13 protein-coding genes are annotated in these 12,193 nt (G+C 69.9%); 9 read left to right on the top strand and 4 right to left on the bottom strand.

Annotation, left to right across the window (positions count from 1 at the left end):
* Positions 1–749: wax ester/triacylglycerol synthase domain-containing protein (locus RJ03_RS11650; RefSeq protein ID WP_036501173.1), on the bottom strand; the 749-nt coding region annotated here is incomplete at its 3' end.
* A 234-nt stretch (positions 750–983) separates the two neighbouring features.
* Between RJ03_RS11650 and RJ03_RS11645 the strand changes: the two genes are divergently transcribed.
* On the top strand, positions 984–2,444 hold the full coding sequence (locus tag RJ03_RS11645; protein WP_083870762.1) for an NAD(P)/FAD-dependent oxidoreductase: 1,461 nt from the start codon (positions 984–986) through the stop codon (positions 2,442–2,444).
* Between the two features lie 124 nt (positions 2,445–2,568).
* On the top strand, positions 2,569–4,338 hold the full coding sequence (locus RJ03_RS11640; RefSeq protein WP_051024582.1) for a hydroxysqualene dehydroxylase: 1,770 nt from the start codon (positions 2,569–2,571) through the stop codon (positions 4,336–4,338).
* On the opposite strand, the gene RJ03_RS11635 is transcribed toward RJ03_RS11640, so the two are convergent.
* Positions 4,324–5,124: a helix-turn-helix domain-containing protein gene (locus RJ03_RS11635; protein WP_036501171.1), complete on the bottom strand. Its 801-nt coding sequence runs from the start codon at positions 5,122–5,124 to the stop codon at positions 4,324–4,326. The two genes, RJ03_RS11640 and RJ03_RS11635, sit on opposite strands and share 15 nt — an antisense overlap.
* A 101-nt stretch (positions 5,125–5,225) precedes the next feature.
* On the opposite strand from RJ03_RS11635, the gene RJ03_RS11630 reads away from it, so the two are divergent.
* The 4 genes from RJ03_RS11630 (at position 5,226) to RJ03_RS11615 (ending at position 8,834) form a co-directional block, all read left to right on the top strand.
* Positions 5,226–5,735 (top strand): GtrA family protein, encoded by a 510-nt coding sequence (locus RJ03_RS11630; RefSeq protein WP_036501181.1) that lies wholly within the window; start codon positions 5,226–5,228, stop codon positions 5,733–5,735.
* 102 nt (positions 5,736–5,837) lie between these two features.
* On the top strand, positions 5,838–6,395 hold the full coding sequence (locus RJ03_RS34975) for a hypothetical protein (RefSeq protein WP_063820366.1): 558 nt from the start codon (positions 5,838–5,840) through the stop codon (positions 6,393–6,395).
* Between the two features lie 719 nt (positions 6,396–7,114).
* A complete protein-coding gene (locus RJ03_RS11620) occupies positions 7,115–7,648 on the top strand; it encodes a copper chaperone PCu(A)C (RefSeq protein ID WP_051024580.1) in 534 nt (177 codons plus the stop codon).
* Complete coding sequence (locus RJ03_RS11615) at positions 7,614–8,834, top strand: Dyp-type peroxidase (protein WP_506330103.1); 1,221 nt, start codon at positions 7,614–7,616, stop codon at positions 8,832–8,834. The genes RJ03_RS11620 and RJ03_RS11615 overlap by 35 nt, the downstream gene beginning before the upstream one ends.
* Before the next feature lie 49 nt (positions 8,835–8,883).
* Here the strand turns inward: RJ03_RS11615 and RJ03_RS11610 are convergent, their stop codons facing one another.
* Positions 8,884–9,234, bottom strand: a complete 351-nt coding sequence (locus RJ03_RS11610) for a hypothetical protein (RefSeq protein ID WP_036501167.1) — start codon at positions 9,232–9,234, stop codon at positions 8,884–8,886.
* A 341-nt stretch (positions 9,235–9,575) separates the two neighbouring features.
* On the opposite strand from RJ03_RS11610, the gene RJ03_RS38950 reads away from it, so the two are divergent.
* The 3 genes from RJ03_RS38950 (at position 9,576) to RJ03_RS11600 (ending at position 11,334) form a co-directional block, all read left to right on the top strand.
* Positions 9,576–10,097, top strand: coding sequence for a glycosyltransferase family 9 protein (locus tag RJ03_RS38950; RefSeq protein WP_306304673.1), 522 nt, complete (start codon positions 9,576–9,578; stop codon positions 10,095–10,097).
* Complete coding sequence (locus tag RJ03_RS38945) at positions 10,094–10,555, top strand: glycosyltransferase family 9 protein (RefSeq protein WP_306304672.1); 462 nt, start codon at positions 10,094–10,096, stop codon at positions 10,553–10,555. The genes RJ03_RS38950 and RJ03_RS38945 overlap by 4 nt, the downstream gene beginning before the upstream one ends.
* 80 nt (positions 10,556–10,635) lie before the next feature.
* Complete coding sequence (locus RJ03_RS11600; RefSeq protein WP_051024579.1) at positions 10,636–11,334, top strand: phosphoribosylanthranilate isomerase; 699 nt, start codon at positions 10,636–10,638, stop codon at positions 11,332–11,334.
* On the opposite strand, the gene RJ03_RS11595 is transcribed toward RJ03_RS11600, so the two are convergent.
* Entirely contained in the window at positions 11,273–12,130 is an 858-nt protein-coding gene (locus tag RJ03_RS11595) for a DMT family transporter (protein WP_036501165.1), read from the bottom strand. The genes RJ03_RS11600 and RJ03_RS11595 overlap by 62 nt on opposite strands.
* Positions 12,131–12,193: the final 63 nt, after the last annotated feature.

The following is a 12,193-nucleotide window of genomic DNA, read 5'->3' as shown; positions in this document are numbered from 1 at the left end:
ACCGCACGCAACCGCGGCAGCGGCCACGACTGCGCGGCGAATCGCCGGGCACCGGTGATGGCGACATTGAACATCGTGTGCGGGGCCCCGAACGGGCGCGGTTCGGGATAATCGCGCGCGATCGTGTATGCGCCCGACAGCAATTCGGGTACGGCGGTGCTGATCCGCCCGGCCGCGCGCACCGCGTCGGCCGAGCGGCGCAACAGCGTGCTCGAGCCGGCGCCCGGACGTCGGCCGGGAGAGCGCCACGGCGGCACGCAGTCGCGGGCGGCGGGGTCGGGCGAGAGGGCCCGCTGCCAGGTGCGGACCGCGGACACGCCGTCCATCAGCGCGTGATGTGTCTTGGTGTACAAGGCGATCCGGCCGTCGGCGAGCCCGTCGATGATGTAGACCTCCCACAGCGGGCGATGGCGGTCCAGCAGCGATCCGTGCAGCATCGATACCAGTTCCAGCAGTTCACGCACCCGCCCGGGCGTGGGCAGCGAGAGCAGCCGGACGTGGTAGTCGAGATCGACGTCGTCGTCGAGATCCCACCGCAGCGGGGAGAAACTCGCCAGCGACCGCGCGGGCCGGCGCCGGAACACCGAGGTGAGTTGGCCGGTGCCCGAGGCCAATTCCTCGTGTAACTGCCGTGCCGATCGCTTCTGTGTGTCCGAGGGACGAAACAGCGAGAGGCCGCCGACGTGCATGGGGTGTTCGCGCGATTCGAGCAGCAGGAATGCCGAGTCCAGGGGTGACATCAACGCCATCGCGGTACCTCATCACGGTCGTTTCCGATCGGGCCGGGCGGCCACGCCTTCCGGTGATCATCGCGGATACGACCGGATCAGGTGGGCGATCCGGAGTGTCACCGGCGCGGGCGGCTCGAGCGTCGGTAATTGCCGCGAACAATCGGTCCAAACATATTGACAATGTGAGAGGAGTCACTTCATTCTCTCATTAGGACATAGTGTCCGAACATAGTGACCCCGAAGGCGGCGCCGATGCCTACCGACGAACCTGCCGACCCCTCGCCGACCGATTCGGGCATCCACGCGACCGTCCGGGACCTTCCGGCGAATGACCGCGGTCACGACGAAAACGACTGTCCGGAAGTCGAATTCACCGACGTGGTGGTGGTCGGTGCGCGTTGCGCGGGGTCGGCAACGGCCATCGCCTTCGCCCGCGCGGGACGGCGCGTCGTCGTCGTGGACTCGGCCCGATTCCCCTCCGACACCCTCTCGACCCATCTGCTGTGGCCGGCCGGCCTCGCCGAGGTAGCGGCGTTGGGCGCGTTGGAGCGGGTGCTGGCACTCGGCGCGCCCCGATTGCGAGTCGCGTTCGCCGCCGGCGCTGGGCAGGTGGTGCGGGCGCCGTTCACCGCCGTGGAAGGCATCGACTACGCGATGTGCGTGCGGCGCACCGGATTCGACGCGGCCCTGGTGTGCACGGCCCGCGCGGCCGGTGCGACCGTCCACGAATCGATGCGGGTCATCGAACTCATCCGCGACGCCGGCCGGGTCGCCGGTGTGCGCGCGGTCGATCGTGCGGGGACCACCCACGAGATCCGGGCCCGCCTGGTGGTCGGCGCGGACGGGCGCCGCTCCACCGTGGCGCGGCTGACCGGAGCCCTGGACCCGTACCGCAGCAAGCCCAGCGGGCGTGCGTGCTACTTCGCCTACTGGCGCGACGGCCGCCCGGAATGGCGGTCGACGGCCGCGCAGTGGCGGGCCGGGGATCTGCTGGGAACCGCCTTCCCGTGCGAGGACGGTGCGGTGCTGTCGCTGATCCAGCCACCGGTCGCCCACGGGCCGCGCACCGCCGGGCAGACCGAGCGGCGCTACCGCGACATGGTGGCCGCGATCCCGGAACTCGCTGTGCGACTGGCCGATTGCGAACCGATCGGCCGGGTGCGCTCGGCCACCGGCATCGTCTCCTATTTCCGCCGCTCCACCGGTCCGGGCTGGGCATTGCCCGGCGATGCCGGGCATTTCAAGGATCCGGTCACCGCACAGGGAATGCGCGATGCGATGCGCTACGGACGGTTGCTCGGCGAATGCGCGGCACCGGTACTCGACGACGCGGCCGCGCTGGACCGGGCACTGACCCGATGGGAGCACCGGCGGGAACAGGACTGCCTGCCCATGTACCAGTGGACCAACCGGCTCGCCCGTGGCACCGAGATGTCACCGCTCGAGGTGCAGCTGTACCGCGCCGGTGCGGCCGACCCGAACCTGGCCGGCCTCGCCTTGGATGTGATGACCCGGGCGCGGACCCCCGACGAACTGCTGACCCCGGCACGGGCGGCGAAGTTCGCGCTGCAGGCACTGGCGCACGCGCCGGCGGCCACGGTGGTGGACACCGTGATTCGCGAGGTGCGCGACGGCGCGCAGGACTGGCGGGAACGTCAGGCGGCGCGGTGGGGTTCGGCGTGGCAGCGGTGGCCGGTGGCGGCGCCGAAGTGAGGGGCGGGCCGGCCGGCGGGCCTTCGATACTGCCGGACCTCGGTGAAACAGATTCGCAGGCACAGAAATTCGGGCTTCGGGATCGACGCAGGGCCGGTCCCGCTCGCTGATTCGAGGAGTGGACATGACCGGTCGAGACGATGCGGGTGGATTCGGCAGGCGGCAGTTGCTGCGAGGGGCGGCGGTAGCGGGCGCGGCCCTCGCGACGAGCGGCGCATGGGCCACGGCCGCACGCGCGAATCCGCCACGCCGCCAGGTGCGCCCGGGACGCACGGTGGCGGTGTTCGGAGGTGGCGTATCCGGATTGACCGCGGCGCACGAACTGGCCGAACGCGGCTATGCGGTCACGGTGTACGAGCCGACCGCGCTCGGCGGCAAGGCGCGCAGCATGAGCGTGCCCGGCACCGGGGCGGGCGGGCGCGCGGACCTGCCCGGCGAACACGGCTTCCGCTTCTTCCCCGGCTGTTACCAGCACGTACCGGATACCATGGCGCGAATCCCGTTCCCCGGCAACGCGAACGGCGTGGCCGGGAATCTGATCCGGGTGGAGGCCACGGTCGCCGGATTCCCGGATCTGCCCCCGGTGACGGTGCCGACCGAGATCGCCGGGTTGCGCGAACTGAACCCCGATCGCATCCGCAACTCACTCATCGCCGGATTCGGCTTCATCCCGCAGCTGCCGCCGCAGGAATTGGCGTTCTTCGGCGACCGGATGATGATGTGGTTCACCAGCTCCCCCGAACGCCGCTTCGGCCAATGGGAGTACCGCTCGTGGATGGACGCGGTCGGCGCCGCCGGGAAGTCGCAGGCCTATCGGGACTACCTGGCGCGAGCGCTGACCCGGATCACGGTGGCGGCGAAGTCGGAGACCAGCTCCGCGCGCACCATCGGAACCATCGGAGAGGCACTGGTTTTCGCCGGCGCCGGCATCGCGCCGCAATATCGCGGCGGGGTGGATCGAATCCTGAACGGCCCCACCAACGAGGCGTGGATCGATCCGTGGGTGGCGCATCTGTCCGGACAGGGAGTCCGGTTCGTCACCGGCGCGGGCCTGACGAGCCTGCGTCTGTCGGGTGACCGGATCAGCGGCGCGAACGTGGGCGGGCGTGCGGTACAGGCGGATTGGTACGTGTGCGCGATGCCGGCCGACCGCGCGGCCACGATCCTCGACGACGACATCCTCGCCGCGGACCCGGCGCTGGCCGGGATGCGGGAACTGGTGCTGGACTGGATGGTCGGCGTGCAGTTCTATCTACGGCAGCCCACCGGCGTGCCGGAAGGACATATCGCGGCACTCGGCTCGCCGTGGGCGATCACCGCACTGCGGCAGGCGCCGATGTGGCGTGGCGATTTCGCGGCCCGCTACGGCGACGGGACGGTGGTGGAATGCCTGTCCGCGGACGTCTCGGACTGGGACACCCCCGGCATCCTGTACGGCAAACCGGCCAAGCAGTGCTCGAAAGACGAAGTGGTGCAAGAGGTGTGGGCGCAGCTGAAACGCTGGCTCAACACCGGCACCGGCTGGCTGCGCGACGACGACGTGCACTCGTGGTTCGTCGATCCGGGTGTGCATTTCGAGGAGGGCGGCAACCGCAACGACACCCCGCTGCTGGTGAACACCGTCGGCTCCTGGGATCACCGGCCGGAGGCGCATTCGGCGATCGGCAACGTGTTCTTCTGCGGCGACCACGTGCGCACCGGCATCGACCTCGCGACCATGGAGGGCGCCTGCGAGGCGGGACGCAAGGCGGCCAACGCGGTGCTGGACGCGGCCGGTGACACCGCGCCGCGGGCGGCGGTGTTCCCGATGTACGCACCGCCCGAATTCGAGCCGTTCAAGCGCATCGACGCCGACCGCTATCGGGCCGGGCTGCCGCATCTACTCGAGCTGTGAACGGCGGCGCAGGAATTCGGCGGTCGCCGGGCTCGCGGGCAGGAACGACTCGATCGCGAGCTCGGCGACCGTGACGTTCATCGGGCTGCCGAAGATGGTCATGGTGCTGATGAAATCCAGTTCGATGTCACCGCGGTCGCCGTCGTGGTGGCGCAGCCGCAGCGGGACGACGGCCTGATCCGGTTCCGGCAGGCCGGGATCGTCACGGCCCCCGGGATATCCGAGCAATTCGCTACGCAGCGCGGCCAGATCGGCCGAGCCGGTGGCCTCGATCTGGCGATCGACGCGTTCGAACAGATGTCCGCGCCACTGCGCCAGATTCAGGATGCGCGGCGCCAGCCCCTGCGGGTGCAGACTCAGCCGCAGGGCGTTGACCGGCGGGGTGAGCAAGTCGGCGGGAATGCCGTCGAGGAACAGGGCGACACCGGAATTGGCGTCGACCATATTCCACTGCGCGTCCACGGCCAGGGCCGGATACGGCTCGTAGCCGGTGAGGATCTGCCGCATCGCGGTGCGGACGGGGGCCATGGTGGGGGTATCCAATCCGGGTTCGGCGTAGACCGGGGCGTAGCCGGCGGCCAGCAGCATCCGATTGCGTTCGCGCAGCGGGATGTCGAGCTCCTCGCTGAGGTGCAGGATCAGCTGGCGGCTCGGCGTGGACCGGCCGGTTTCGACGAAGCTGAGGTGACGGGTCGAGGTTTCGGCGCGCCCGGCCAGCTCCAACTGGCTGAGGCGGCGGGTGCGACGCCAGTGGCGCAGCAGATCTCCGGCGGTATGGGTCGGCACCTGCCCGATCGTATGCGGGTGCGGTCGGCGTGACGATTACCTCGCGGGTCATGATCGCTGTCCGGATGCCCGGCGCCCGGCTCACGGTTAGGGTGGATTGCGTGTCGTTGGTGCAGGCTGGACTGGACCGGCTGCCCGAACGCTGGCGCGCACTGTTGCTCGCCCATCGGGAGCTGATGAAATTCGCCGTCGTCGGCGCGATCACCTGGTTCGTGGACACCGGAGTCGTGTACGCGCTCAAGCTGACCGTGCTGCCGGACAAGCCGCTGACCGCGCGCGCGTTCGGCGTGCTGATCGCCACGATCGTCTCCTACATCCTCAACCGGGAATGGTCGTTCAACACCCGCGGCGGACGCCGGCGCGGTCACGAGGCGGCGCTGTTCTTCGCCGTCAGCGCGCTGGCGGTCGGCGTCACCGTGATTCCGCAGGCGGTCTCGCTGTACGTCTTCGATATCCGGGTGCCGCATGTCAGCCCGTTCACCCAGGCGGTATCCAACTTCATCACCGGGCAGATCCTGGGCGTGCTGCTGGCGATGGCATTCCGGTTCTGGGCGTTGCGGCGATTCGTCTTTCCCCAGGATCTGCGCGAGGCCGAGCTGGAAATCCTCTGACGCCGGACCGCCGAAACCGCGAGGGGTGTCGGGCATCACGACAGGTACGGACCGGTGGACCTGGCAGCCGAGACCGTCGCCGAGCACCGATATCATGAGCGGGTGCGAGCAACGGCCGACCCTTCCACGCGACTGCGTGGTGGATGCGTCGGCGCCGCAGCGGGCACGGTGAGCATCGCCGCACACGCCCTCGGCGGCGGCACGGTGGCACCCGGATCAGCGGCGATTATGGCCCTGATCGCCGTGAGCACCGCGATCGGCTGCCTCGCCGCGCACACCCGCACCGGACTGTTCCGGCTCATGGGCCTGCTCGCGATCGGACAGCTGCTCGGCCATCTGGCGCTGACGCTGTCGCCGCACTGCCACAACGTGCTGATCACCGCCCCCATGCTGGTCGCGCACCTCGTGGCGACGGTGGCCGGGGCGATTCTGGTCCGCGGCGCGGAAACCACGCTGCGACGCGCGGTTTCACTGATTCGACGCGCGGTCGGCGCGGTCACGCACATCCTGGGAATCAGCGGCGCTACGGTCGTCGTCTCGGTGCCGGATACGGTGACAGTGCCGAGGCGGCTCGTGCTGGCGTCGGGCACCGGGCGGCGTGGGCCGCCCGCCCCCAGCCGTTCGTTCGCTGCCTCGCATGGGGTCGTCGCGGGGGCGTGATACCGGTATCTCGGTGGACACGTCCGCCGTCTCGCTGGATTGGGCCCTGGACTCCCGATGACCGTCAAGCTGAGCTGCGTGATACGCGGATAATCCCCCGGGAGCCGCCGCAGGGTGCGCCCAGCGGGTGCCCGTAGCCCACCACCGGTGGTTCGCCACTCGGCAGTCGCCCGTCGGCAATCGGCAAATCGGCAATCGGCAATCGAGGTACGGCGACCCGAATGGACCGTGCCGCACGGCTCCTGGACGGCCCGCTACGCGATCGGGAGTGGTCGCTCGAGCAGTCCAGGCCGCGGGACGCTGTCGGACCGGGTGCACACCCGCTATCAGCGTCGGTTGTCCGGTGCGCCGGGTCGACGTCGGGACGCCTGCCTTGCCCGGGGAGGGGCGCCGCTGTAACCGTCCGCGACCGCCGCTCGCTGATCGCACGCAGTGCTGTTCCGGCCGCCCATCCGTCCACGGTTCCGATAGAGCCCGGGTCGATCGGATGCCGGACGAGCTGCATGCGGCCGGTTCCGGGTGGTCGCCTAGGTCGAACCCTTCCGTGGCTTGGCAGCAACGAGCGAATACCGATGGCCGAGTACGGCAAACGCTCACTCACCCGTATGCAGCGCAACGTGCAGACCAGGGTGTAGCCAGCACCCGGTCGCGGTGAGTGTGTCCGCTACGCACCCTGCCGCCCCACGATGAAACCTCTTCTCATGCAACGGAGTTCACCAATGTTCTCTCTCCCCCATCCCGTGCGCCGCCACCGGTCCGCGGCCCTGCTCATCACCGCCACGGCCTCGATCCCGCTACTGCTGGCCGGATGTTCGTCCGGCGGCACATCCACTGCCGCGGACGCCAATTCAGTCACCGTGAGCGATCAATGGATCAAGGCCGCCGATGCGGGAATGTCGGCGGCGTTCGCGAATTTCACCAACAACAGCGACCACGAGATCCGCGTCGTCGACGCGACCAGCCCGGCGTCGGCGCGTATGGAGATCCACGAGGTGGTCGAGTCGAACGGAGCGTCCATGATGCGGCCCAAGGCCGGCGGTCTGGCGATACCCGCACACGGCAGCGCGAAATTGACGCCGGGTGGCGACCACCTGATGTTCATCGATCTGAAGGCGCCGCTGCGCACGGGAGCCCAGACACCGGTCACGGTGAAATTCGCCGACGGCACCAGCACCACCTTCACCGCGCAGGTGCGTGACTTCGCGGGCAATCAGGAGAATTACTCACCGACCCCGGCCGCCCACGGTGGCTGAGCGGCTCTCGCGGCGGCGGCTACTCGGCGGCAGCGCGGCCGCGGCCGGTGCGGCGGGCGTCGCGGGGCTCACCCTCGGCGCCGAACGCTGGACGCGCCATCCCGAGACCGCCGACCCGGGCACCGTGCGCGAACCGTTCTACGGACCGCATCAGGGTGGGATCGCGACCGCGCCGCAGCAGCATGCGGCGTTCGTGGCCTTCGATCTGCGGCCCGGCACCGGCCGGGCCGACCTCGCGGGATTGCTGCGCATCTGGTCCGGGGACGCGGCGCGGCTCGCGGCCGGTGAACCGACGCTGGCCGACACCGAACCGGAGCTGGCTCGCCGGCCCGCCCGATTGACCGTCACCGTCGGATTCGGCCCGCGGCTGTTCACCGTGGCAGGACTCGAATCCGCACGGCCGCAGTGGCTCGCGCAACTGCCCGGCTTCACCATCGACCGGCTCGACTCCGCATTCTGTGAAGGGGATCTGCTGCTGCAGGTCTGCGCGGACGAGGCGACGACGGTGGCGCACGCGGTACGGGCGCTGTCGCGCAGCGTGACCTCCCTGGTGACGGTGCGCTGGACCCAGCGCGGATTCCGCAACGCTGCTGCCGGGCAGACGATGCGCAATCTGATGGGCCAGGTCGACGGCACGGTCAACATCGCCCCCGGAGCGGATCTCGATCGGCTGGTGTGGGACGACGGCGCGACCGTGCCGTGGCTGCGCGGCGGCACCTCGATGGTGTTGCGCCGGATCGCGATGAATCTGGACACCTGGGACGAACTCGACCCCGAGGGACGGGAACTGACCGTGGGCCGGCGCATCGCGACCGGGGCGCCGCTGACCGGTACCCGCGAATCCGACGATCCGGATTTCGCGGCCGTGGACGCCCACGGCATCCCGGTCATACCGCCCTCGGCGCATATCGCCCGGGCGCATCACACCAGCGACGGCGAGCGTTTCCTGCGGCGGGGCTACAACTACGACGATGCCCCCGCGCCCGGGACCATTTCGAATTCGGGGTTGCTGTTCGCCGCCTATCAGCGCGATATCGCGGCGCAGTATCTGCCGGTGCAGCGCCGCCTGGCCGAATTCGACGCCCTGAACACCTGGACCACACCCGTCGGGTCCGCGGTGTTCGTGATTCCGCCGGGAATCACCGACGCACAGGGCTACCTCGGCCAGACCCTGCTGGAGGGCTGAACGGGCGTCGGATGCGGTTCGGCAGTCGATGCCGAACCGCATCGACTGCTCAGTGCCACAACACGGCCACGAACACGTTGGCGATGGCCAGCAGTCCGGCGGCGTCGGCCATCCAGGCAATCGTCTTGCCACGCTTGGCATCCGCGTGCGCGATCTCGGCAAGACCGGCCACGGCGACCGCGATGACCAGCTTCACCACGATCTTGGCCATGTCGAGATTCTTGTCGAGGGAATCGATGCCGTCGGCCATGCCGACCAGGATCAGACCCGTGACGATCTGCGCTCGCGCACCCCACAGCATCACCTGCGACACCGCCGGCCGTCCGGCAGCGTATCCGCCGATCACCGCGGCGAGACCGAGCAGGTGGGCGATGACCACCAGGTTGTAGACCACTGTCATGGCTCACAGCGTAGAGGATCGACGCAGATTCAACGACACTGCGTAGTAGAACAGCCCTCGCCCGCCTCCCCCGCATATCCGCACCGCCCCATGCGTTCTCGCGACGTCGCCCTCTCACAGCCCCGGTTTCCTGCGTGTTGTCCGGGCGCTCGGCAGGCCGCCGCCACCCCACGGGGTGCCGACCGGTTTGAATGCCGACGGGTGGGGAAATACGCGCGTTTCACGCCGGATCGGCTCGGGTAGTCATCTTCAGGTGGCTCTCTTCGTTCGTGCCGCGGCAACGGTGCGCAATCGAGTGGGTCGGGACTGCTGGGTCGCTTGGTGATGGCTAGGAGAAGAGGGTGGCGGTTGTACTCGTGCTGCGCGCACGTGGACTGGGTGATCTCCTCACCGCGGTCCCGGCCCTTCGTGCGCTGCGCCGGGCGAGGCCACGCGATCACATCGTGCTGGCCGCACCGCACCGGCTCAAACCCATCGTCGACCTCATCACGTCGGTGGACGAGATGGTCGCCGCCGCCGACCCGCACACCATGCGCTGGGACGGCGCGGCGCCCGCGCTGGCGGTGAACCTACAGGGCTCCGGCGCCGAGGGCATCGTCGAATTGGCCCGCACCGAACCCGCCCGGTTACTCAGTTACCGCAACGCCGCCTTCCCCGATCTCGACGGCCCCGAATGGCAAGCGGATATGCACGACATCGACCGCTGGTGCCATCTGCTGGAATCGGCCGGAATCAGCGCCGACCGCCGCAATCTCGGGCTGGTGCCGCCGGTGGCCACCACCAGCCACCGCGACTGCGTGGTCGTGCACGTCGGCGCCGGGGCCCCGCCCGCCGCTGGCCCGGTGAACGATTCGCCGCGGTGATCCGGCATCTGCTCGTGCAGGGCCGCGAGGTCGTGGTGACCGGCGACGAATTCGAACGCGATCTCGCCCTCGGCATCGCCGCGCGTGCCGGCCTGTCGCACGACCACGTGCTGGCCGGGCAGCAGAATCTCATCGAACTGTCGGCCACCGTCGCCGAGGCCGCGCTGGTGGTGTGCGGAGATACCGGCGTCGCACATCTGGCGACGGCATTCGGCACCCGCACCGTGGCCCTGTTCGGTCCCACCGCGCCCGGCCGCAGTGGACCGCCGCCGCATCTGTCCGGCCGCCACATCGCGCTGTGGGCGGGCAGTACCGGGGACCGCGACGGCGACGCCCCCGATCCGGGTCTGTTGCAGATCACCGTTCCGGATGTGGTGGAAGCCGTCGACACCCAGCTGGACCGGCGCCGGTGGGCCGAGGCCGACCGGCGCGGCACCGCCTATCGCCGCGTCGGCTGAGTTCCGCGCCGCGGGCGCGGTCAGCGTGGTAATCGCCACGAACCACCGGACTGGACACGTTCGGGCAGTATCGTGTGCCGATGATCACCGTCCGAACCAAAATCTGCGGTATCCGTAGCGAGTCCGATCTCCGGGCCGTCGTCGCAGCCGATGCGGACGCGGCCGGATTCATTTCGGGCACGACGCATTTCAGCGAAGACGAACTCGACCCGGAATCCGCCCACCGATTGTCCAGGCTGGTGCCCTCCTCGATGGAACGCGTACTGGTCACCCATCTCACCGACGCGGGCGAGGTTCTGCGCCTCGCCGATCGGATCGGCGTCGACTGCATCCAGTTGCACGGCCTGATCTCACACGACACCGCGCGCGCGGTCCGGCGCGGCGCGGGCGGCCGGCGGGTGATCCGCGCGATCCACGTCACCGGGCCGGAGGCGATCGACGCCGCCGAGCGCGCGGCGCCCGATTGCGATGGGCTCGTACTGGATTCGCGATCCACCGACCGGCTCGGCGGCACCGGGCGCACCCACGACTGGTCGATCAGCGCCCGCATCGTCGAACTGTTCGACAGCCCGGCCTTTCCGGTCATGCTCGCCGGCGGACTCAACCCGCACAACGTCCCCGCGGCCATCGACGCGGTCCGGCCGTCCTGGGTCGATGTCAATTCCGGCGTCGACGACGGCCGGGGTGACAAGGACCCCGCGCACTGCACCGAATTCGTCAGGGCGGCACGCGATGTCGCGGCGCCGATCGCTGCTCTAGCCCGGCCGCGATCAGAATGAGCAGCCCTGCCGCGGCGGTCGCCGCCGTGGGCAGACTGTGCGTGGCCACCGCTCCCACCAGGGTGGCCACCACGGCCTCGTTCAGCCCGATGACGCTGGCCGTGGCCGCGCTCAGCTCTCGCAGGGCCTGCCAGTAGAGCGCGAATCCGGGTCCGAGCAGAGTGGCGCCCACCGCGGCCAGCTCGATCGCCACCCGCGCGGAGGGCGGATCCAGCAGCAGCAGCGGACTACTCGCGATACCGCCGAACAGCAACTGCAACGCCGCCGAGGTGATCGTGTGGTCCGGACCCGAGTGCCGGGCTATCACGCTGACCAGCAGCGCGACACAGGCCGCACTGCCCAGTGCCAGAACACATCCGGTCACCGCGGCGATCTGCGGGTCGCCGCCCGGGTGCCGCCAGGCGACCAGCCCGATCGCCGCCGCGACCAGGAGCAGTTCGAGCAGCACCGGTAGCGTCGGCGCGCGCCGGCCGCGGACCAGTGCGGCGGCGATGATCAGCATCGGCGCGGTCAGGTGCAGGGCGACCACCACCGGCAGCGGCCCGATCCGCAGCGCCGCCACGTACAGAGCCAGATTCGCCGCCTCCAGCCCGCCCAGCCGGAAGTACAACGCCGGATGGGCGGTCAGCGTCGTCCACGGATGCTGACCGCGCAGCCGCGCCGACACCAGCAGCGGCACCGCTCCGCCGAGAGCCACCAGGCCCGCGGTGGTGGGAGCGGCCAGCGTCGCCAGCAGGGCGCTGGAGGTACCCCACAGGCAGGTCACCGCGACCATGCGCAGGAGCGGGGCGCTCATCGGCTCAGGCGAGCAGATAAGTGACCACCGGCATGACCAGCGCGGTGAACGCGGCGAATACCG

The organism is Nocardia aobensis NBRC 100429 (assembly GCF_000308375.1).
Classification (GTDB): Bacteria; Actinomycetota; Actinomycetes; order Mycobacteriales; family Mycobacteriaceae; genus Nocardia; species Nocardia aobensis.
Note: the sequence above shows the minus strand (reverse complement) of the source record. Positions and strands in the feature narration are given on the sequence as shown.

Coding starts and splice junctions, on each gene's coding strand:
- RJ03_RS11645 (WP_083870762.1), top strand. CDS start 984: ATGCCTACCGACGAACCTGCCGACCCCTCGCCGACCGATTCGGGCATC.
- RJ03_RS11640 (WP_051024582.1), top strand. CDS start 2,569: ATGACCGGTCGAGACGATGCGGGTGGATTCGGCAGGCGGCAGTTGCTG.
- RJ03_RS11620 (WP_051024580.1), top strand. CDS start 7,115: ATGTTCTCTCTCCCCCATCCCGTGCGCCGCCACCGGTCCGCGGCCCTG.
- RJ03_RS11610 (WP_036501167.1), bottom strand. CDS start 9,234: ATGACAGTGGTCTACAACCTGGTGGTCATCGCCCACCTGCTCGGTCTC.
- RJ03_RS11600 (WP_051024579.1), top strand. CDS start 10,636: ATGATCACCGTCCGAACCAAAATCTGCGGTATCCGTAGCGAGTCCGAT.
- RJ03_RS11595 (WP_036501165.1), bottom strand. CDS start 12,130: ATGAGCGCCCCGCTCCTGCGCATGGTCGCGGTGACCTGCCTGTGGGGT.